Annotated in this window: 24 protein-coding genes; 9 read left to right on the forward strand and 15 right to left on the reverse strand. The window is 71.3% G+C overall.

Translation table 11 applies throughout. From position 1 onward, the window contains the following. Positions 1-17 precede the first annotated feature (17 nt). Both ACFWRT_RS07315 and ACFWRT_RS07320 read left to right on the forward strand, forming a co-directional pair. On the forward strand, positions 18-488 hold the full coding sequence (locus ACFWRT_RS07315) for a sigma factor-like helix-turn-helix DNA-binding protein (protein WP_380950479.1): 471 nt from the start codon (positions 18-20) through the stop codon (positions 486-488). 44 nt (positions 489-532) lie between these two features. Continuing rightward, positions 533-745, forward strand: coding sequence for a hypothetical protein (locus tag ACFWRT_RS07320; protein WP_380950534.1), 213 nt, complete (start codon positions 533-535; stop codon positions 743-745). Positions 746-804: 59 nt separating this feature from the next. Here ACFWRT_RS07320 and ACFWRT_RS07325 read toward each other — a convergent pair whose 3' ends face one another. Further along, entirely contained in the window at positions 805-1,950 is a 1,146-nt protein-coding gene (locus tag ACFWRT_RS07325) for a cystathionine gamma-synthase (protein ID WP_380950480.1), read from the reverse strand. A 66-nt stretch (positions 1,951-2,016) separates the two neighbouring features. Between ACFWRT_RS07325 and ACFWRT_RS07330 the strand changes: the two genes are divergently transcribed. From ACFWRT_RS07330 to ACFWRT_RS07340, 3 genes are all read left to right on the forward strand, one after another. Next, entirely contained in the window at positions 2,017-3,120 is a 1,104-nt protein-coding gene (locus tag ACFWRT_RS07330) for a hypothetical protein (RefSeq protein WP_380950481.1), read from the forward strand. A gap of 105 nt (positions 3,121-3,225) precedes the next feature. Next, on the forward strand, positions 3,226-3,891 hold the full coding sequence (gene msrA / locus ACFWRT_RS07335) for a peptide-methionine (S)-S-oxide reductase MsrA (protein WP_380950482.1): 666 nt from the start codon (positions 3,226-3,228) through the stop codon (positions 3,889-3,891). A 63-nt stretch (positions 3,892-3,954) separates the two neighbouring features. After that, entirely contained in the window at positions 3,955-4,389 is a 435-nt protein-coding gene (locus ACFWRT_RS07340; protein WP_380950483.1) for a VOC family protein, read from the forward strand. A gap of 42 nt (positions 4,390-4,431) precedes the next feature. Here ACFWRT_RS07340 and ACFWRT_RS07345 read toward each other — a convergent pair whose 3' ends face one another. From ACFWRT_RS07345 to ACFWRT_RS07360, 4 genes are all read right to left on the reverse strand, one after another. Further along, entirely contained in the window at positions 4,432-5,193 is a 762-nt protein-coding gene (locus tag ACFWRT_RS07345; RefSeq protein WP_380950484.1) for an isocitrate lyase/PEP mutase family protein, read from the reverse strand. 38 nt (positions 5,194-5,231) lie between these two features. Beyond that, positions 5,232-5,615 (reverse strand): helix-turn-helix domain-containing protein, encoded by a 384-nt coding sequence (locus ACFWRT_RS07350; RefSeq protein WP_380950485.1) that lies wholly within the window; start codon positions 5,613-5,615, stop codon positions 5,232-5,234. Between the two features lie 159 nt (positions 5,616-5,774). Continuing rightward, positions 5,775-7,178 carry an NADP-specific glutamate dehydrogenase gene (gene gdhA, locus ACFWRT_RS07355; protein WP_380950486.1) on the reverse strand — a complete coding sequence of 468 codons (1,404 nt, stop codon included), beginning with the start codon at positions 7,176-7,178 and terminating at the stop codon, positions 5,775-5,777. A gap of 147 nt (positions 7,179-7,325) precedes the next feature. Further along, on the reverse strand, positions 7,326-7,679 hold the full coding sequence (locus tag ACFWRT_RS07360) for a hypothetical protein (RefSeq protein WP_380950487.1): 354 nt from the start codon (positions 7,677-7,679) through the stop codon (positions 7,326-7,328). Between the two features lie 228 nt (positions 7,680-7,907). Between ACFWRT_RS07360 and ACFWRT_RS07365 the strand changes: the two genes are divergently transcribed. Next, positions 7,908-8,387: an RDD family protein gene (locus tag ACFWRT_RS07365; protein WP_380950535.1), complete on the forward strand. Its 480-nt coding sequence runs from the start codon at positions 7,908-7,910 to the stop codon at positions 8,385-8,387. 16 nt (positions 8,388-8,403) lie between these two features. Here the strand turns inward: ACFWRT_RS07365 and ACFWRT_RS07370 are convergent, their stop codons facing one another. From ACFWRT_RS07370 to ACFWRT_RS07385, 4 genes are all read right to left on the reverse strand, one after another. Then, complete coding sequence (locus tag ACFWRT_RS07370; RefSeq protein ID WP_380950488.1) at positions 8,404-8,763, reverse strand: DUF1330 domain-containing protein; 360 nt, start codon at positions 8,761-8,763, stop codon at positions 8,404-8,406. A 188-nt stretch (positions 8,764-8,951) separates the two neighbouring features. Continuing rightward, entirely contained in the window at positions 8,952-9,506 is a 555-nt protein-coding gene (locus ACFWRT_RS07375) for a S1 RNA-binding domain-containing protein (RefSeq protein WP_380950489.1), read from the reverse strand. Positions 9,507-9,625: 119 nt separating this feature from the next. Then, positions 9,626-9,838: a DUF397 domain-containing protein gene (locus tag ACFWRT_RS07380; protein WP_380950490.1), complete on the reverse strand. Its 213-nt coding sequence runs from the start codon at positions 9,836-9,838 to the stop codon at positions 9,626-9,628. Continuing rightward, a complete protein-coding gene (locus ACFWRT_RS07385; RefSeq protein WP_380950491.1) occupies positions 9,835-10,719 on the reverse strand; it encodes a helix-turn-helix domain-containing protein in 885 nt (294 codons plus the stop codon). Before ACFWRT_RS07385 ends, ACFWRT_RS07380 begins: the two co-directional genes overlap by 4 nt. Before the next feature lie 242 nt (positions 10,720-10,961). Here ACFWRT_RS07385 and ACFWRT_RS07390 point away from each other — a divergent pair, with 242 nt between their 5' ends. Beyond that, entirely contained in the window at positions 10,962-11,258 is a 297-nt protein-coding gene (locus ACFWRT_RS07390) for a recombinase family protein (RefSeq protein ID WP_380950492.1), read from the forward strand. Beyond that, on the forward strand, positions 11,255-11,827 hold the full coding sequence (locus tag ACFWRT_RS07395) for an ATP-binding protein (RefSeq protein ID WP_380950493.1): 573 nt from the start codon (positions 11,255-11,257) through the stop codon (positions 11,825-11,827). The genes ACFWRT_RS07390 and ACFWRT_RS07395 overlap by 4 nt, the downstream gene beginning before the upstream one ends. 96 nt (positions 11,828-11,923) lie before the next feature. Here ACFWRT_RS07395 and ACFWRT_RS07400 read toward each other — a convergent pair whose 3' ends face one another. Both ACFWRT_RS07400 and ACFWRT_RS07405 read right to left on the reverse strand, forming a co-directional pair. Continuing rightward, entirely contained in the window at positions 11,924-13,195 is a 1,272-nt protein-coding gene (locus tag ACFWRT_RS07400) for a L,D-transpeptidase (RefSeq protein WP_380950494.1), read from the reverse strand. 236 nt (positions 13,196-13,431) lie between these two features. After that, positions 13,432-13,836, reverse strand: coding sequence for a hypothetical protein (locus ACFWRT_RS07405; RefSeq protein ID WP_380950536.1), 405 nt, complete (start codon positions 13,834-13,836; stop codon positions 13,432-13,434). A 153-nt stretch (positions 13,837-13,989) separates the two neighbouring features. Between ACFWRT_RS07405 and ACFWRT_RS07410 the strand changes: the two genes are divergently transcribed. Beyond that, entirely contained in the window at positions 13,990-14,310 is a 321-nt protein-coding gene (locus ACFWRT_RS07410; RefSeq protein WP_380950495.1) for a hypothetical protein, read from the forward strand. Between the two features lie 148 nt (positions 14,311-14,458). Here the strand turns inward: ACFWRT_RS07410 and hutH are convergent, their stop codons facing one another. From hutH to ACFWRT_RS07430, 4 genes are all read right to left on the reverse strand, one after another. Beyond that, complete coding sequence (hutH, locus tag ACFWRT_RS07415; protein WP_380950496.1) at positions 14,459-16,009, reverse strand: histidine ammonia-lyase; 1,551 nt, start codon at positions 16,007-16,009, stop codon at positions 14,459-14,461. Positions 16,010-16,109: 100 nt separating this feature from the next. Next, positions 16,110-17,264 (reverse strand): GGDEF domain-containing protein, encoded by a 1,155-nt coding sequence (locus tag ACFWRT_RS07420; protein ID WP_317817881.1) that lies wholly within the window; start codon positions 17,262-17,264, stop codon positions 16,110-16,112. Positions 17,265-17,358: 94 nt separating this feature from the next. Then, positions 17,359-18,171 (reverse strand): enoyl-CoA hydratase/isomerase family protein, encoded by an 813-nt coding sequence (locus ACFWRT_RS07425; protein ID WP_380950497.1) that lies wholly within the window; start codon positions 18,169-18,171, stop codon positions 17,359-17,361. Between the two features lie 137 nt (positions 18,172-18,308). Then, positions 18,309-19,508 carry an adenylate/guanylate cyclase domain-containing protein gene (locus ACFWRT_RS07430; protein WP_030561533.1) on the reverse strand — a complete coding sequence of 400 codons (1,200 nt, stop codon included), beginning with the start codon at positions 19,506-19,508 and terminating at the stop codon, positions 18,309-18,311. Positions 19,509-19,719: the final 211 nt, after the last annotated feature.

The following is a 19,719-nucleotide window of genomic DNA, read 5'->3' on the forward strand; positions in this document are numbered from 1 at the left end:
GGGCTCGGATGAGCTGCATGCGAGAGCGGCAGACCCACCGGGACCGGCTCCGCGCCCAGGAGTTCGAGGCCTTCGTGGCGGGCGCGGGCGGCCGCCTGCTGCACACGGCGACGCTGCTCACCACCGAACCGGCCACGCCCGCAGGCGTCAACGTACGGGCGCAGCGGCTGCTCGGCACGGCCCTGGCACGTACGTACGCGGAGTGGGACGGGCTGCGCGGCGAGGACCCCTATGACCGCACCCGCCAGGAACTCGCGGTCCGCTTCGCCCGGCAGGCCTGGCGCCACCGCCGCCCGCTCGGCGGGGTGCTGGACCGGCTCGCGCCGCTGGAGCGGCTGGTGCTGGTGCTGCGGCTGTACGAGGAGGTCGGCGAGGACCAGACGGCGGCGCTGCTGGGCCTCCCGGCGGACCGGGTACGGGCCGTCTGCGACCGCTCGATCGCTGTGCTGCGCTCGGGCGCACGCGGGGCCCTCGGGGTGGCACGGTGATCCGGGACCGGGGCCAGGACCGCAAGGCGGCGGAGGTCCGCCGGATGCTGGAGGGGCCGCACCCGCCGGTGCCGGCCGGTCTGGCGGACCGGGCCGCGCGGCACGGCGCCCGGCTGCTGCGGCTGCGGCGCGGGGTGCGGCGTACGGCCTGGTGGCTGGCGGGGACCGTGTTCGCCGCGTTCCTCGTATGGGCGGGGGTCGAGCAGCCGTGGCTGCCGGAACCGGCGGAGGTGACCCCGCCGCTGGAGGGGTGGTGACGAAAGAGCCAGGGGCCCGCCCTGCGCCGGACGGGCCCCTGGTGTCCTTGTCCGGGCGGTCAGCCCAGGGCCTGCGTGAGGTCGGCGAGCAGGTCGTCGCCGTTCTCGATGCCGACGGAGAGGCGGACCAGGTCGGCAGGGACCTCCAGCAGGGAGCCCGCGACGGAGGCGTGCGTCATCCGGCCCGGGTGCTCGATCAGCGACTCGACGCCGCCGAGGGACTCGCCCAGCGTGAAGAGCTTCGCCCGGTTGCACACCTCGACCGCCGCCTCCTCGCCGCCCGCGACGCGGAAGGAGACCATGCCGCCGAAGGACTTCATCTGCTTGGCGGCGACCTCGTGGCCGGGGTGCTCGGGGAGCCCCGGGTAGAGGACGTGGGAGACCTTGGGGTGCCGGGTCAGCAGGTCGGCGACCTTGGTGGCGTTCTCGGTGTGCCGGTCCATGCGGACGGCGAGGGTCTTGATGCCGCGCAGCACGAGCCAGGCGTCGAAGGGGCCGGAGACCGCGCCCATGGCGTTCTGGTGGAACGCCAGCTCCTCGGCCAGCTCCGGGTCGCTGACGACGAGCGCGCCGCCCACGACGTCGGAGTGGCCGCCCATGTACTTGGTGGTGGAGTGCACGATGACGTCCGCGCCGAGGGCCAGCGGCTGCTGGAGGTAGGGCGAGGCGAAGGTGTTGTCGACGACGAGGCGGGCCCCGGCCTGGTGCGCGACCTGGGCGACGGCGGCGATGTCGGTGATGCCGAGCAGCGGGTTGGAGGGGGTCTCCACCCAGACCGCCTTGGTACGCGGGGTGATCGCGGCCCGCACCGCCGCCACGTCCGAGGTGTCGGCGACCGAGAACTCCACGCCCCAGCGCGCGGCGACCTTCGCGAACAGCCGGAAGGTGCCGCCGTAGGCGTCGTTCGGGATGACCACGTGGTCACCGGGGGTCAGCAGCGTACGCAGGAGGCAGTCCTCGGCGGCGAGGCCGGAGGCGAAGGCGAGACCGCGGCGGCCGCCTTCCAGGGCCGCCAGGTTCTCCTCCAGGGCGGTACGGGTCGGGTTGGCGCTGCGGCTGTACTCGTAGCCGCCGCGCAGTCCGCCCACGCCGTCCTGCTTGTACGTGGACACCTGGTAGATGGGCGGAACCACGGCGCCGGTGAGGGGGTCGGCGGTGTTCCCCGCGTGGATCGCGAGAGTCTCGAAGCTGTGCTGGTCGCTCATGGCCCCGAGCGTAGTTCGTCGCCAGGGCCCTTACCGGCCACTCGGCGCTCCGGGGACAATGGGTCCATGGAGATTCTGTTGTTCCTGCTCGCGATGTGCATGTTCGCCGCGATCGTCGGCCCCTGGGTGATGCGCCGCCGGGGCGGTATCCGCCAGGTCGCCCCGGGCTCGCCGGACGCGGCCGACCCCGACACGTACGGCTTCGCCCGCCAGGAGGAGCTGGACGTCCGGATGCCGGGCCCGGACCAGGACCTCCTGGACGTCCTCGACGTCGTCCAGGCCACCCAGGAGTGGCGGGCGGCCTCACAGCTCCTCGCCGGTACGCCGAAGGAGGGCGAGGTCCGCTGGCAGCGGGTGCAGGCCTTCGCGGGCGCGGCCTCGCTGGAGCTGGCCCGGCAGCCGGGCAGGGGCGGCTCCTGGCTGCGCGCCTGGCGGGCGGAGGCCCCGAAGGACGCGGGCGGGGCGGCGGTGCACGCGGAGTTCCTGGTGCAGCAGGCGTGGCGCTCCTCGTCGGCGGGGAGCGACGACTTCCGGATCATCCTGGAGGAGGCCCGTACGGTCTGCGGCGAGGCCGCCCTGCTGGCCCCCGGCGACCCGGTGCCGTACATCGTGGAGCTGGCGGTGGCCCGGGGCCTCGCCTACACCCCCGAGCAGTTCGACCAGCTCTGGGCGAAGATCATCGACCGGGCCCCGGCCCACATGGGCGCGCACATCGCGGCGCTGCACTTCCACTCCGAGCGGTGGCACGGCTCCCGCAAGGACGCCGAGGCCTTCGCCACGGCCGCCGCCGCCCGCGCCCCGCAGGGCTCGCTGCTGGCCGCGCTGCCGCTGTTCGCGGTGTACGAGCACCTGCCGGAGGTCAACCTGGTGCAGGGCTTCTACCGCAGCCAGGTGGTGACGAAGGCGGTGGAGGGCGCGATGTTCGCGGTCCACGCGGCCCGCCCGGACGACCCGATGCTCGCCCACGTCCGCCACCTGCTGGTCCTCTTCCTGGTCCACATGGAGCGCTGGTCGGAGGCGATGCACCAGTTGGTCCTGATCGACGGCCACGTGGGCGCGCTGCCGTGGACGGCGGACGCCGACCCGGCCGCGCAGTACACGGTGTACCGGGCGCTGGCGGTGGCCGGCTACGAGGCGAACGGCGGCTCCCCGGCGACGCTGCCGCACTGAGGGGGGCCGCCCTCGCCCGGAATCCGGGCGGCCGTTCCCTTGTTGTACGTACCGGACCCCGACCTTGTACGTGCCGAACCCCGACCGACCCGGAGGAGCCCCCGCATGTTCCTGAACCGCCGCACCCCCGAGCTCCCCACCCCGGAGCAGGCCCTGCGTGGCCGCCCCGTCCCCGAATTCACCGTCCCCTCCCGCCACACCGTCCTCGGCAACCCGCTGGTGGGCCCGTATCCGGAGGGCCTGGAGGTGGCGGACTTCGCGCTCGGCTGCTTCTGGGGCGCGGAGCGGAAGTTCTGGCAGACCGAGGGCGTCTGGACGACCCTGGTCGGCTACCAGGGCGGCTACACGGAGAACCCGACGTACGAGGAGGCCTGCTCGGGCCTGACCGGCCACACGGAGGCGGTCCGCGTCGTCTTCGACCCGGCCGTCGTGTCGTACGAGGAGCTGCTGAAGCTCTTCTGGGAGTCCCACAACCCGACCCAGGGCTTCCGCCAGGGCAACGACGTGGGCACCCAGTACCGCTCGGCGCTCTACACCCACTCCCCCGCCCAGGCAGCGGCGGCCGACGCCTCCCGCGAGGCGTACCAGAAGGTCCTGACGGCCTCGGGCCACAAGGAGATCACCACGGAGATCCTCCCGGCGGACGGCCGCCCGTTCTGGCCGGCGGAGGCGTACCACCAGCAGTACCTGGACAAGAACCCGGGCGGCTACTGCGGGATCGGCGGTACGGGGGTGTCCTGCCCGATCGGGGTGGCGCCGGCCGAGGGCTGAGCGGACCGGCCGGACCGGAAAACCCAGGTGCCTGTGGTGCGCACACACCACTAGGGTGCCGGGATGGCAACGCTCAGAAAAGTCCAGGTCACCTTCGACTGCGCGCAGCCCGAGCGCCTCGCCCGTTTCTGGTGCGAGGTGCTGGGTTACGAAGTCCCGCCGGTACCCGAAGGGTTCGCGACCTGGGAGGACTACAACCGCTCGCTGCCTCCGGAGGATCAGGACAGGTCGTTCGCCTGCGCCGATCCGTCGGGGGTCGGCCCGCGCCTGTACTTCCAGCGCGTTCCGGAGGGCAAGGTCGTCAAGAACCGGGTCCACCTCGACGTGCGGGCCGGCATCGGGCTGGTGGGGGCGGAGCGGCTCGCCACGCTGGAGGCCGAGCGCGACCGGCTGGTGGCGCTCGGCGCGGTGTGCGAGCGCGTGATGGTCGCCGACGAGGAGAACGAGTCGTGCATCGTGATGCAGGACATCGAGGGCAACGAGTTCTGCCTCGACTGAGGCGTGGGCCGTCCCGCCGACGGCGGCGGGACGGCCTGAGGCCTACGGCGCCCAGGGGCTGAGCATGTCCTTCATCGCGTCCGTCAACGCCATCTGGAGCAGCGGCCCGTAGGTGATCCGGCCGACGCCGAGGCGGCGGAAGCGCTCAAGGTCGTGCTTGACCGGGTGGGCCGTGGAGTTGACGGGTACGGAGACGGCGGCCGTCACCGCCGCGAGCAGCTCGTCGTTGTCCTGGATCTTCACCGGGTAGACGCTGTCCGCGCCGGCCTGCTCCAGGGCCCGCAGCCGCTCGATCGCCTCGTCGAGGACGGCGGCGGCGTCCTCCGCGTGCGCGAAGAGGTCGGTGCGTCCGTTGATCCAGACCGGGACGCCCGCGTCGTCGGCCGCCGCGCGCAGGCCCGCGATGTAGCTCGCGTGCTCCTGCGTGGTGCGCACCCGCCCGCCCTCGGAGTGGACGGTGTCCTCGATGTTGAGGCCGACACCGCCGACCTCGATGAGTCCGGCGATGAGATCTGCGGGCTTCTGCCCGTACCCGGCCTCCAGGTCCACGGAGACGGGGATGTCGACGGCAGCGATGATCGGCCGGACGGCGGCGAGCACCTCCTCGAAGGTCTGCCCCTCCTGGTCCTCGGCCCCTCGGGAGTCGGCGAGCGGATGGCTGCCGACCGTCAGCGCGGAGAACCCGGCGGCGGCCGCCGTCCGGGCCGACCAGGCGTCCCAGACGGTCGGCAGCACGAGCGGCTGGTGGTCGGAGTGCAGTTGCTTGAGGCGCTGGGCGCGCTCAACTGTGGTGCGAGAGTCCATGCCGTGGACCGTACCCCCGGATCGGCCCGATCACCCGTTCAGGCGGCCAGCCGTACGGTGCCCATGGAGCCCGCCGGGCGGTTGGGCTGACCGATGGCCCGAGACCGTGCCCCGGAGAGCCGGATCAACTCCCCCTGGGCCAGCGCGAGGACATCGGCCAGGCTCAGCCCGAGCGCCCGCGCGGCGGCCGCCAGCACCTCGGACGAGGCCTCCTTGCGGCCGCGCTCCACCTCGGAGAGGTAGGCCATCGAGATCCGCGCCGCGTCGGCCACGTCCTTCAACGTCCGCTCCTGGGACAGCCGTTCACGCCGCAGTACGTCCCCGACGAGGTCACGCCAGAGCGGCTCCCGGGCCGGAGCGGGCCCGGGCGGGAACGGGTGCAGCGGGACGATGCGGGCTTGGTTCGTCACTCGGAAGGTCACCGCTCCAGCCTAGGAGCAGGGTGCCCGGCAGGCACGGCCCGGGCGTTGCGCTCCGGGCGGATCTGCTGAGGGCGAAGTTACGTGACAGGCGGCCACGCGGGAATGGCACCGGCCCGGCGGGTGTTCCCGCACGGGCCGGCGTCCCTCGCACGTCCTGCGTCAGATCAGCCCCTGCGCCAGCATCGCGTCCGCCACCAGCTCGAACCCCGCGATGTTCGCGCCCACCACGTAGTTGCCCGGGCTGCCGTACCGCTCGGCGGTCGTGTAGCAGGAGTCGTGGATGTGGCGCATGATCTCGGCGAGGCGCTCCTCGGTGTGGGCGAAGGTCCAGGAGTCCCGGGAGGCGTTCTGCTGCATCTCCAGGGCGCTCGTCGCGACCCCGCCCGCGTTGGCCGCCTTGCCCGGGGCGAAGGCGACGCCCGCCCGCTGGAAGACGTCGACCGCTTCCGGCGTGGTGGGCATGTTGGCACCCTCCGCGACCGCCTTGACCCCGTTGCGTACGAGTTCCAGCGCGTCGGCCTCGTGGAGCTCGTTCTGGGTGGCACAGGGCAGGGCGACGTCCACGGGGACCGACCACACCCCCGTACCGGGAACGAACCGGGCGTGGGCGCCGCGGCGCTCGGCGTACTCGGAGACCCGGCCCCGGCCCGCCTCCTTGACCTCCTTGAGGAGGGCGAGGTCGATGCCCTTCTCGTCGACGACGTAGCCGCCGGAGTCCGAGCAGGTGATGACGGTCGCACCGAGCTGCTGGGCCTTCTCGACGGCGTAGATGGCCACGTTGCCGGAGCCGGAGACCGCGACGGTCTGGCCCTCCAGCGACTCGCCCCGGCTGCGCAGCATCTCGGCGGTGAACAGGACCGTGCCGTAGCCGGTGGCCTCCGTGCGGGCCTGGGCGCCGCCCCAGCCGAGGCCCTTGCCGGTGAGGACGCCGGACTCGTACCGGTTGGTGATCCGCTTGTACTGGCCGAAGAGGTAGCCGATCTCACGGCCGCCCACGCCGATGTCGCCGGCGGGGACGTCGGTGTACTCGCCCAGGTGGCGGTGGAGCTCGGTCATGAAGGACTGGCAGAACCGCATGATCTCGGCGTCGGAGCGGCCCTTGGGGTCGAAGTCCGCGCCGCCCTTGCCGCCGCCGATGGGCATGCCGGTGAGGGCGTTCTTGAAGATCTGCTCGAAGCCGAGGAACTTCACGATGCCGAGGTTGACGGAGGGGTGGAAGCGCAGGCCGCCCTTGTAGGGGCCGAGCGAGCTGGAGAACTCGACCCGGAAGCCGCGATTGACGTGGATGTCGCCGGAGTCGTCGGCCCACGGCACCCGGAAGATGAGCTGGCGCTCCGGCTCGCATATGCGCTCGATGATGCGGGCGTCCACGAACTCGGGGCGCTGCGTCAGCACGGGACCGAGCGTCTCCAGGACCTCACGGACCGCCTGGTGGAACTCCTTCTCGCCCTGGTTGCGCCGCAGGATCTCGGCGTAGAGCGGCTCGATGACCCGGTGGGCGGCCTCGTGCGTACGAACGGAGTCGCGGGCGGAATCGCGGGCGGCGTCAGGGGTGAGCGACATCTGATCAAGACCTTCCGTGGGTCGGCTCGTGCGCGTCGGCGCCCCCGTCCCGGAGGGCGCCGGCATCGTACGCCCCGATTGTCCCGCGTCACCCGATGATCTTCGACACCCATCCACATGCTGGCCGCGCCGGGCGTCCGGAGCCCCCTACATCCCCTCCTCGGAGAACGCGGTGTCGCTCCACCGGAACCAGGCCCGGTCCCCCTGGATGTGCAGCAGGAACTCGGCGACGTCCTTCCCCTCCGGACCGGTCAGGACGAACGTGCCGTTCACCTCGCAGCAGACCCTCTCCCACGCCTCCGCGCTCTCGTCGCTCTCGTCCTCGTCCAGCCGTTCCATGAGGGCGAGTTCCCGCTCGAAGAGCTCGCGGGTCCCGGCGTCGTAGGCCGGACCGGGGAGGAACCGGCCGTGCAGCCAGGGGAAGTCGAGATCGTCGACGGCGATCTCCCCGACGAGTTCCGTGCCGCGCCGCAGCCTCCATGTGGTGCCGTCGAATCCCATCGCTGCCCCCGTGCGTACTCGTGCGTCTGTTCCCGTCACGGTAAGGGGTTGGTGAAGGCCGACGGGGGCGGGGAGGTTACCCGTCAGGAACCACGACACCCTGCCTGACGATCAGTCATGATGCTCCCCATGACGAAGCCGCGGGGGCATCGGAGAGCGCAATCTCCTTATCAGCCAAGGTTGTTGTACGGAACCAGCCGCACGCCTGAGAAGGCGCAGCAGCCTCGTATCCCCAAGGGCACGGGCGAGACGCGCCGCTACCTGGCGGTCGGCCTCGACTGCTACCTGTGCCTGCTGGTCGTCGGCCTGCTGGTGCACTCCTGCCTGGGCCCGGCGGGGGCAGGCAGGACGGCCGCGGTGCTCATCGGCCAACTGACCGTGCTGTCCTTCGCCAACCAGGTGCTGCTGACCATGGCCGTACGGGCGAGCGCCGGAAAGCTGATCATGGGCGTACGGGTGATCCGCCTGCCCGACGCGGGCCGCCCGGAGTTCCGCCGCCTGGTCCTGCGCTGGCTGTACGGCCTGCTCTGGCTCCCCCTCCAGCCCTGGCACCACCTCCGCCGCACGACGACCGCCGAGCCACCACCCCGGGAGCGCCTGGGCGGCTGCCCCCGCACCACACCCGACACGGACCTGGCGGGGGTCCGCCAGGTCCACCGCAGCGACCTGCGGTACTACCGGGAGGCGGCGGAGGGGCGTACGGGTTGAGGGGCGGGCCGACGCGCTACCCCGCCACCCGCTCCCGCGCCGCCCGCATCGCCGCGGCCGTCGCCGACGCGTCGTACTCCGGCCCGACGCCCGGGAGGATCACCAGGTCACCGTCGATGTGCCGGGTGCGCAGCGGCAGGATCTCCTGGTAGGCGGGCGACGCGTACCAGGCGCGGACCTCCTCGACCCCGGGAAAGGCCACCAGGACCAGCGCCCCGGGCCACTCCCCCTCCACCACCTCCACCTCGGCCCCATGGATCAGGAAGCGGCCGCCGTAGGGCTCCATGGTGGCCTGGATGCGCTCGATGTAGCTGAGCACCTCGTCGTGGACGGGGCCGTCGGTGGGGCGCAGGTGGGCAATGGCGTACGCGGTCATGGTCCGGTCCTCCGGGGTGGGCGTGGCGTGGTCCCTCGGTACGCCTCCGATGCTGCCGGTCGGGATGGAGGGCGTCGATTACCCCGGAGGTCATGGCGGTGGGCCTGGACGGCTGGGCGAGCCGCCGACCGGCGGCAACGGGCGGAGCCGTTCCCGCTCGGTATCACTCAGAGCACCCCGCCCCATGCTCACATCGACGGTCTGGAGAGGAGAACCCGGCGGGTCGGCGGATCGATCTTCCTGACGACGACGGCGATCGCCTCTCCGACCTCGAAGTCCTCAACCGGGCTCATCGCAGGCCGGCCGTGGGCTTCTCCGACGGAGACAAGCCCGGCGATCCCGTCCCCGAGGTCCACGATGATGGCGAAGGGAAGCACCTTCTCCACCGTCCCGCGGAGTTCCTGGCCCACCGCTGTGCGGTCGGCGAAAGCCTGGAGGGGGTCGGGCTCCAGGGCCCTCAAGGACAGTCTGGCCTCCGCGTTGTAGGTGTCGAACTGGAGGAACTCGCACGAGACACGCTGGCCCACCTGAACGACGTCAGTGGGAGCATCGATGTGCCGCCAGGACAGTTCGGGAACGACGATGAACCCGACACCGGGGAAGAGGGGATGGGCAGGCCCGTCGTCCAGGGCCACGAAGACCCCGAACCGCTCGATCGCCGCGACGGTGCCGGACAGGATGTCGCCGCGGTGCAAGGACGCCAAAAAGGCCCAGAGTTCCGGGCCCTCAGACTGCCAATCCATTTCGCCACCCTGGCACACGAGACTGCGGGCCGCCCAGGCCCTTGACGGACCCACGGGTACACCGGCGCCCGGCCGGGACGGCCGGCCGGGCACCATTGCGACCACCTGCAGGGCTTGCCCTACGAGCGCTTGAACTCGCCGTCCACGACGCCGCCTTCGAACGCCGCCCACTCACCGCCGGTGAAGACGAGAGCCGGGCCGTTGCCCTGGTCCTTGCTGTCACGCATGGCCACGCGGCCGTCGCCGAGGAAGGCGACCTCCACGCAGTTGGCATCACCATTGCTGCGGCTGCTCTTGCGCCAGACCGCACCTGCCAGGTCGGCACTGTTCACTTGCTTAGCTCCCTCACTGCTTGCTTGAGAAGGCTCGTGCTGCCCGCTTCGTCAAGCGCCGAGCCCCAGATGGACGTGAACGCACTGTCGTAGCGTTCGATCTCGTTGGGTTTGTCGAGGTAGAGCGCCCCGGTGAAGCCCTCGACGTACACCGTGGGCGGCTCCCCGTACGAGCTGTCGCCGTTGACCGGGAAGCGCAGCGTGACGAAGGGGCCGGACATCAGCCCTTCGTGCAGACCAGCGGCATACGGGACAACGCGGATGGAGATGTTCTCCAACTCATTCAAGTGAACCAGATGTTCCAGTTGCTCGGCCATGACCTTGTTGCCGCCGATCGGACGGCGGAGGATGGCTTCGTTGAGAGCAACGTCCACGACGGGTGGGGCCGTAACCCGGGTGAGCAGCGCCTGGCGCGTCACTCGGACGTGTACGCGCCGCTCAACTTCGGCGTCGTCCCGCTCGGGATTTGACCGCTTGATGAGCGCACGGGCGTAATCCGGGGTCTGGAACAGGCCGGGAACCAGCTCGGACTCATACCAAGACAGACGTTCGGCGGCCTCTTCGAGCCCGATGTAGAGATCGAATGTCTCTGGGATCACATCGCCATAGGCGTGCCACCAACCCCGGTTCTTCGTCTCCTTGGCAAGGCCCATCAGCCCCTTGGTCAGCTCAGGGTCCGCCCCGTACGTCCGGCACATGGCCTCGACGTCAAGGCTGCGAAGCGACACCTGCCCGGTCTCGATGCGCCAGATCTTCGGCTCCGACCACTCCAACTCCTTGGCGGCGGCGCGCACCGTCAGGCGCGAGGCGTTGCGTAAGTCTCGGAGGTGCCTCCCGAGTTGGCGTCGGGGAACGGTCGAACCAGTCGTTGCGCCACTCACAGGCGGCCACCTTCCTTCAATGCGAATACGTCTTGCACCCGAAACGTAGTCCTCAGGAGTTCTAATCCGCAATGCCGTATAAAAGTTCGAGAAATTCGAATTGATTACTCGAAATGTAGTCTTGCACAACGATGTCTCAGAGTGCTTCACTCGGTTACCCACAGGACCGCCGCGACCACTCCGCGTGATCGCCGGTAAGGCAAGGGGATCGAAGCACGATGAACCCGCTGATCTTTGGCTACATGCGTGTGCCCGACGACATGAGCGACGAGGAGGCGAAGCAGAAGCAGGACAGCCTCTCCTCGTACGCCGAGAAGAACGGCTTCCATCTGGCGACCGTGTTCTACGAGTACGTCCCGGGGGCGCACTCCGCGTTCACGGAGTTGGTGGCGGCCGTCCGGCACGCCGAGGCCAAGCACGTCATCGTCTCGTCCTACCGGGAGTTGGCGCTGAACCGGTCGCTCCAGGACGCCATGCTCACGCACCTCTCCTACGCCACCGGCGGCACGGAGGTCATCAGCCTGGACGACGGCTCATGACGTGCCAGGCCCCGCCGTACCGGCCCCAGCAGGTGCGCTTCGTCGACCAACTCTCCCTTGTCGCCGCACAGTCGGCCGTCTCGGCCTCACGCCATTTCCTGAGGTTCGCCCTCTCCAAGTGGCAGGCCGCCCTCATCGAGGACGACGTCCTTCTCGTCGCCTCGGAGCTGGTCACCAACGCCATCACCGTCACCGGGGTGCTCCCGGAGCCGCCTGCATGGGAGGAGTTGGAGCGGCTCGGCCTCGTCCACGTCCGGCTCGTCGGCTTACCGGACAGCGTCGTCGTCGAGGTGTGGGACGTGTCGGACGAGCCGCCCCGGCTCCAGCGCTTCGGCGATGACGCCGAGGGCGGGCGCGGGCTCGTTCTCGTACAGGAGCTGGCGGCACGCTGGGGCTCCTACCGCGTCACGGGCGGGAAGGCGGTGTGGGCCCAGGTGGCGGTCCGGCCGGCCTTGCCGCAGCGGCCGGAGAGGGGTGAGCGTCGCGGGAGCAGGTCGGCCGGTGCCCCGCCGGGGCCCGATGCCGCGCTCCTCCGCCGCGTCCGGGCGGGGCTGGATGCGGCGTTGTAGCAGGCCCCCGGACACGCCGAAGGCGGCAGCCCCCCGGAGCGTTCCGAGGTGCCGCCGCCTTCAGATGGGGACGGGGGTGGAGCAGGGGTCAGGAGATCAGGCGGCGGAGCCGGCCTTCCACTGGGACCAGCCCATGTTCCAGCCGTTGAGGCCGTTGTCCGGGGTGATCGTCTTGTCCGGGGAGTTCTTGACGATGACCACGTCGCCGACCATGGAGTTGTCGTAGAACCAGGCGCCGGGGGCGTTGGGGTCGTTGGCGCCCTTCACGTCGGCGAGGCCCACGCAGCCGTGGCTGGTGTTGGCCTTGCCGAAGATGCCCTTGCCCCAGTAGTTGCCGTGGATGAAGGTGCCCGAGGTGGACAGGCGCATCGCGTGCGGCACGTCCTTGATGTCGTACTCGCCCTTGCCGTCGTCATCGGTGAAGCCGACGGTGGCGCCGTTCATCCGGGTCTCCTTGTGCTTCTCGGAGATCACCATCTCACCGTTGTACGTGGGGTTCTCGGGCGCGCCCGCGGAGATCGGGATGGTCTTGACCGTCTTGCCGTCGCGGGTGACCGTCATCATCTTGGTCTTCGCGTCGACCGTCGAGACCTGGTTGCGGCCGACCTTGAACGTCACGGTCTTCTGCTGGACGCCGACGACGCCGTCCGCACCCTCGACGCCGTCCAGCGCCAGCTTCAGGGTGACGGTCGAGCCGCCCTGCCAGTACTCCTCCGGGCGGAAGTCCAGGCGCTGGCCGTTGAACCAGTGGCCGACGACCTCCTGGCCGCTGCTGGAGGTCACGGTGATGCCGTCCTGGACGGCCTTCTTGTCCGTGATCGCCTTGTTGAAGTTGATCGAGACGGGCATCCCGACGCCGACGGTGGAGCCGTCCTCGGGGGTGAAGTTCCCGATGAAGCTGTTGTCGGGCGAGACAGTGGTGAAGGAGCTGTTCTCGTGGGCCTTGCGGCCCTTCGCGTCCTCCGCCGTGGCGTCGATCTTGTACGTGGTGGAGCGTTCGAGCTGTCCGGCGGGCTTCCAGCTTGAGCCGTCAGCCGCCAGCGTGCCCTCGACGGCCTTGCCGTCCGCCGTGGTCATGACGACCTCGGTCAGCTTGCCCTTGGTGACGGAGACCTGGGCGGCGTTGTTGATGCTCGCGTTGGTGGCACCGTTCTCGGGCTTGATCGCTATCTGCGCCTCGGACGCGTCCTCGGCCGCAGCCTTGTCCACCTCCTGCGCCTGCGAGGACTCCGAGCTGCCGGCGCCCGCCTTCTTCTCGCCGCCGCCGTCGTCGGTACAGGCCGAAAGCACCAGCACGCCGCCGAGCAGTGCGGACGCGGCCGCGAGGCCCCTGCGCCGCTTGCTGTCCGTCATCACACGCTTCTCCATCGTTGCCGATTCCCCAAAATCCCCGGACGGGGCTGCCAGGCGGCGAATCCCCGTCAATGTTCCAAGAACACCCCGAACGGGCGCTCCGTTCCACATCCGCCAGGGATGTGGGGAACACCACTCATCGACGCGGCTGCGCCGGCGGTGGTTCCCGCTGTCGGGACCGGATACGGGACTGCCGCACAGCACGGCCCCGGTCCGCGGTGAAGCGGGGCCGGGGCCGGTGTTCTCACACGTCAGACCCGCTGCGCGAGGTCACCGTCCTCGCCGTCGTTCCTCCCATTGTGCGCGACCGCGTCGCCGTACCCCTCCTCGTCGTCCTCGATCTCGGCCACGAACGGGCCGTCCTCGTCGTCCTCGTCGTCGTCCCAGTCCTCCGCGTCGGGGTCGTACTCGACGCTCTCGCTACTCCAGGAGGCCTGCGCGAGCTCGACCCCGGGCACCTCGCTGACCAGGTCGAACGGATCGATCAGCGAGGCGAGGGCCTCTGCTCCGTCTGCCCGGACGGTGGCCTCGGCATGCATCCGCTCCTCGGCGGTGTCGCTCTCGGTGATACCCGATACCGGTTCCCCGTACTCGGCGGCGATGGATTCGAGGGCGGTGCCGGTGAGGGCGTCGAGGTCGGTGACCTCCAGCACCATTTCCACTCGTACGCGAACGAACCTGGATGTCTCTTCTGTGCTCATACTGCGGAGCGTATGGCTCATCGCGGCCACGACTTTCCTCCGACCCGCTGCTTTGCTTAGCATCGGCCCACGGGGCTAACTCATGGTTGTCGCAAGGGGATCGAAACTGTGTCCGTCACTCGTCGCACGCTCCTGACCGCCACCGCCGCGGGAACGCTGCTGGCCGCTCTCTGGTTCGTCCCGTCGGCCAACGCGACCGTCGAAACCGCCTCGGAGGGCGGCATGACCACCGCGTCCGGCCCCGCGTCCGGTCAGGGTGCGGCGCCGGTCGCCGAAGAGGCCGAACCCGCGCCCCAACTGGCCGCAACCGGGCCCGGGGTGGACACCACCCCGTATCTGATCGGCGGCACGGCGCTGCTGGGCCTCGGCGCCGGCTTCGTGACTTACTCCGTACGCCGTTCCGGGGGCGCAGCCCGCCCGGCGCTCTGATCCCGTACCCGCGAAAAGGGCTGCCACACCCCCCGGTGCGGCAGCCCCTTCGTACGCGTACGGGACGGCACCTCAGGCCCCCTCAGGCGTACACGTACGGGAGTGGCCCCTCAGGCCCCCTCAGGCGTACGCGTACGGGACCGGCCCCTCAGGCCAGCGGCCCCGTGACCGGCTCCACCGCCGCCACCAGAGCCCCCGCCCGTACGAACGTGTCCGCGGCGGCCAGGTCCGGCGCCAGGAAGCGGTCCGGGCCCGGGCCCTGCGCGCCCGCCGCCCGCAGCGCGGCCACGGCGGCCTGCGAGGCGGCGGCCGGGACCAGCCCCTCGGCGGCCCGGATCTCCACCGCCCGGGTCGCCGCGTACAGCTCCACGGCGACGATCCGGGCCAGGTTGTCCACGGCGGTACGGAGCTTGCGCGCGGCGGACCAGCCCATCGAGACGTGGTCCTCCTGCATCGCGGAGGACGGGATGGAGTCGGCGGAGGCGGGAACGGCCAGTCGCTTCATCTCGCTGACCAGGGCGGCCTGCGTGTACTGGGCGATCATCAGGCCCGAGTCGACCCCGGCGTCGTCCGCGAGGAACGGCGGCAGGCCGTGCGAGCGGTTCTTGTCGAGGAGCCGGTCGGTGCGGCGCTCGCAGATCGAGCCGAGGTCGGCGGCGACGATCGCAAGGAAGTCCAGGACGTACGCGACGGGCGCGCCGTGGAAGTTGCCGTTGGACTCGACGCGTCCGTCGGGCAGGACCACCGGGTTGTCCACGGACGAGGCCAGTTCGCGGCCCGCGACCACGGCCGCGTAGTCCAGGGTGTCGCGGCCGGCGCCGTTGACCTGGGGCGCGCAGCGTACGGAGTAGGCGTCCTGGACCCGGGGCGCGTCGTCCTGGTGATGGCCCGTCAGGCCCGAACCGGCCAGCACCCTCAGCATGTTGTCCGCGCTGACGCCCTGACCGGGGTGCGGGCGGATGGCGTGCAGTTCGGGGGCGAGGACCTTGTCCGTGCCGAGCAGCGCCTCCAGGGAGAGGGCGGCGGTGATGTCGGCGGAGGTGTAGAGGGTACGGAGGTCGGCGAGGGCCATGACCAGCATGCCGAGCATCCCGTCGGTGCCGTTGAGGAGGGCCAGGCCCTCCTTCTCGCGCAGCTCCACCGGGGTGATGCCGTGCGCGGCGAGCAGCTCGCCCGCCGGGCGGACCGTGCCGTCGGGGCCCTCCGCGTCGCCCTCGCCCATCAGGGTGAGCGCGCAGTGGGAGAGCGGCGCGAGGTCGCCGGAGCAGCCGAGCGAGCCGTACTCGTGGACGACGGGCGTGATCCCCGCGTTCAGCACGTTCGCCATGGTCTGCGCGACCTCGGGGCGTACGCCGGTGTGGCCGGAGGCGACCGTCTTGAGCCGGAGGAACATCAGGGCGCGCACGACCTCGCGCTCCACGCGGGGGCCCATGCCCGCCGCGTGCGAGCGGACGATGTTGCGCTGGAGCTGCGCGCGCAGCTCGGTGCTGATGTGGCGGCTGGCGAGGGCGCCGAAGCCGGTGGAGACGCCGTAGACCGGCTCGGGCTTCGCTGCGAGCGCGTCCACGATGAGGCGGGAGGCGGCGAGCGCGTCCACGGCGGCGGTGGAGAGCTCCACCCGGGCGCCGTGGCGGGCCACGGCGACGACGTCCTCGGCGGTGGTTCCGGACGTCCCCACCACGACAGTGTGCATATCCATATTCAGCAGCGTACGGATTGAAACCCGCTATGTCACTAGTGGTTCCGCGCTGGGACCCTTACCGCCTCGCAGAGGGACCCGTGCCGCCTCGTCCGTACGATCACGGGCGGTTGCCGCGCAGCCTGCGACGGTCGTGCGCCGACTTCGGCGGGGAGTCCGCGAGCCGGATGACCTCGCCGTCCCGCCCGGCCACCACCGGCCGCAGCGAGCGGGCGGCCTTGGCCCGGTACTGGGCCGCGTCCGCCAGCCGGAACAGCCGGCGGGCCGAGCGCACCGGGCCGATCGGATCGCCGGTCGACGCGACCCCGCAGGCGACCCCGTTGCCCAGCTCGATCACCGCCGCCCGGTCGCACAGCTCGGTGGCCACGCCGACCACGTCGTCCGCCTCGGGCCCGTCCGCCACCAGGCAGAACTCGTCGCCGCCGAGGCGGGCGGCCAGCGCGTCCGGGAGCATCGCGCCGCAGAGGGAGAGCACCGAGCCGAAACGTTCCAGCAGACGGTCACCGACCGCGTGGCCGTGGGTGTCGTTCACCGCTTTCAGGCCGTTGAGGTCGCAGACGACGAGGCTGACGACGACCCCCGCCGTGCGGTGCGCCTCGACCGCCTCGTCGAGCCGGATGTCGACGGCCCGGCGGTTGGCGAGGCCGGTCAGCGGGTCGGTGAAGGCCAGTTTGCGGACCTCCTCCAGCCGTTCGGTCTGGGCGATCCCGGAGGCCACGACGGCGGCGAGCACGGTGGCGAAGTTGGCGTCGTCCCGGTCGAACACCGGCTTCCCGGCCTGCCGCGCCACGTACAGCTCGCCCCAGGCCCGCCCGTGCAGCACGATCGGCGCGACCACGCAGCAGCCCCGGCCCCGCCGGCGCAGCGCCGCCACCCGCTGGTGGCAGTACGGGCGGGCGCCGCGCGCCGGGCCGCCCGCGCCGGGCAGGCCGTCGGCGGTCTCCACCCAGGCGTCGGGCTCACCGCCGCCGGCCCAGCGCTCGTGCAGGAACTCGGTGATCTCCGGGAACTCGTGGACCGGGTAGGCCTCCTCCTCGGGGAACTCCTCCTCCCCCTCGGCCCGCTGCCCCGCGTTGACCAGGACCCGCAGCCTGCCCCGGCCCCGCTCCCACACCGAGAGTGCGGCGAAGCTGCCGCCCAGCGCCTCGCAGGCCCCCAGCGCGGCCGCTCGCCACGAGTCGCGCGGCGTGTAGGCCGCGGCCATCGTCTGCGCCAGCGAAACCACGGCCCGCAGCCGAGCATCGTCTTCACCCATTTATCCAGCTTATGTAGATTTGTTCCTTTTTGATCAGTTTGATGCGCAACTAATTTCCGGCGTCACGCGGCGGGCGGCCTGGGAGACGGCGGCCTCACTCACCCGGCCACCGCGGGCTCCGCTTCTCGTTGAAGGCGGCCACGCCCTCCGCCCGGTCCCCGGAGAAGGCCACCGACCGCCAGGCCGCGTCCTCCACCTCCAGGCCCGCCCGCAGGTCGAGCCCGTGCCCCAGCCGGAGCGCCTTCTTGGCCGCCCGCAGCCCGACCGGCGAGTTGGCGGCCATCCGGGCGCCCAGCGCGAGGGCCTCCTCCCGGTCCTGCCCCGCCGCCACCAGCTCGTCCACCAGGCCCAGCTCCCGCGCCTCGGCCGCCTCCACCCGCCGCGCGGTGAAGACCAGCTCGGCGGCGCGGGCCGCCCCCACCCGGCGCGGCAGCAACTGCGTACCGCCGCCGCCGGGGATGACACCCACGGATACCTCGGGCAGCCCGACCACGGCGGTGGCGTCGGCGACGATCACGTCGCAGGCGAGGGCCAGCTCGAAGCCGCCGCCGAGGGCGAAGCCGTGCACGGCGGCGATCGTCGGCATCGGCAGCTCCAGGACGCCGGTGTAGGCGGCCCGGGCGGTGGGCCGCTGGCGTACCAGCTCGGCATCGGTGAAGGAGTTCCGCTCCTTGAGGTCGGCGCCCACGCAGAAGGCCCGCTCATGGCTGGAGGTGAGGACGGTGACGCGGACGTCCCGGTCGGCGCCGAGCGCCTCACAGGCGGCGGCGATGGAGCGGGCCATGTCGGTGGAGACGGCGTTCATGGCCTTGGGCCGGTCGAGGACCAGCTCGGCCACGTGCTCCTGGCCCGCGTGCCGCCGTACGGCGACGAACTCCCCGAACCGCTGCTCGGACGTGACGGTCATGACTGCACCCCTGTCGGTCGACTGCCGGTGAACGCCGGTCAACGGGCGTTGTTAACGCGCGTTATCGACAGGGATCCTAGACAGGGCGCACGGGAAACCGACAGGGCAAACCGAGCCCGAACACCTGGAGGTCAGGCTCAGGAGCCCGTCTTCCCCCGCCGCGCCAGCAGCCACGGCTCCACCACACCCAGCCCGCGCACCGGCCGCTGCCACATCGGCTGGAGCCCGAAGCGGTACGTCGGCAGCGGCGGCTCCTCGACCACCTCGCGGCCCTCCTTCTCGGCCAGCCGGGCCCGCTCGGCGGCGGCCGCGACCTCCTCGGCAGCCTGGGCCTCCGACTCCGGGGCGTCCCCGTGCCGGACCAGCTCCTTGGCGAACGCCCCGTCCACGAGGACGGCGTCCTTCGGAGCTATGGAGGTGAGCCGGCTGGCAAGGTTCACCGTGGTGCCGAAGACATCGCCCATCCGCGTGGTGACCGTGCCGAAGGCGATCCCGACGCGCAGGGCGGGCATCGCCTCGTCCTGGGACATGGCCTCGATCAGCCGGAGCGCTATCTCGGACGCCGTACCCGCGTCGTCGGCGGCGAAGAGGACTTCGTCACCGAGGGTCTTGATGAGCCGGCCGCCGTGCGCGGCGACCAGGTCGGCGGCGGTCGTCTCGAAGGACTCGACCAGTTCGCCGAGCTCCTCCTCCTCAAGGCGCCGGGTCAGCCGGGTGAAGCCGACGAGGTCCGCGAAGCCGACGGCGAGGCGCCGGTCGACCATCTCGTCGTCGTCCGCCGCCTGCACGACCCGCCCGGTCGCGGCGGCCAACTGGCGCCGCCACACGTAGACGAGGAACTCCTGGAGCTCCGGCAGCAACAGCTCGACCAGCGGATACGTGACTTCCGTCCGGGTCATCCCCGGCTCGGGCGGCTCGGTGAGCCCCTCCAGGAACGAGTCGATCTGCCACTCCGCCAGCCGTGCGGTGGTCTGCCCGGTGGAGCGGGCCACCTGGATCGCCATCGGCTCGCTGAGCAGCCCCGCCTCCACCAGCCCGGCGAGTCGGCGCAGGGCCAGCACGTCGGCCTCGGTGAGCGCCTTGGCCTGGCCGATGTCGGCGAACCCCATGGCCCGCCAGAACCGGGAGGCCAGGTCCATGGAGACCCCGGCGGTGCGGGCGGCCTGGAAGGGGGTGTAGCGGCGGTCGGCCCCCAGGATCAGCGCTTCGAGGCGGATCGCGAGGGGGTCGTCGGTCGGTTCGGCCGTGTGGTCGACCTCGTGATGCGGGGTGGCATGGACCGAGGAGTCCGACGGGGGCTCCTCGCCCGCGCCGGACGTCGTGTCGCCGACGGTCACCAGCCGCCTCCTGCCCGTTCCCTGCGCACTGCCTGCCGATCTGTCGCTGATCGCCCCAACAGTGATCTGTCGCTGGATCGCCTCAACAATACGGCAGGTGTGCCCTAGCTCACGTCCTTGGTTGCCCGATACGGGTGCGTCGCGCGTGACATCTACCGGTTACGCGGTATCCACCGGTACGGCCATCGGGTGGATCCGGCGTACGGCGGGC

This window comes from Streptomyces cyaneofuscatus (assembly GCF_042718795.1).
Taxonomy (GTDB): domain Bacteria; phylum Actinomycetota; class Actinomycetes; order Streptomycetales; family Streptomycetaceae; genus Streptomyces; species Streptomyces cyaneofuscatus_A.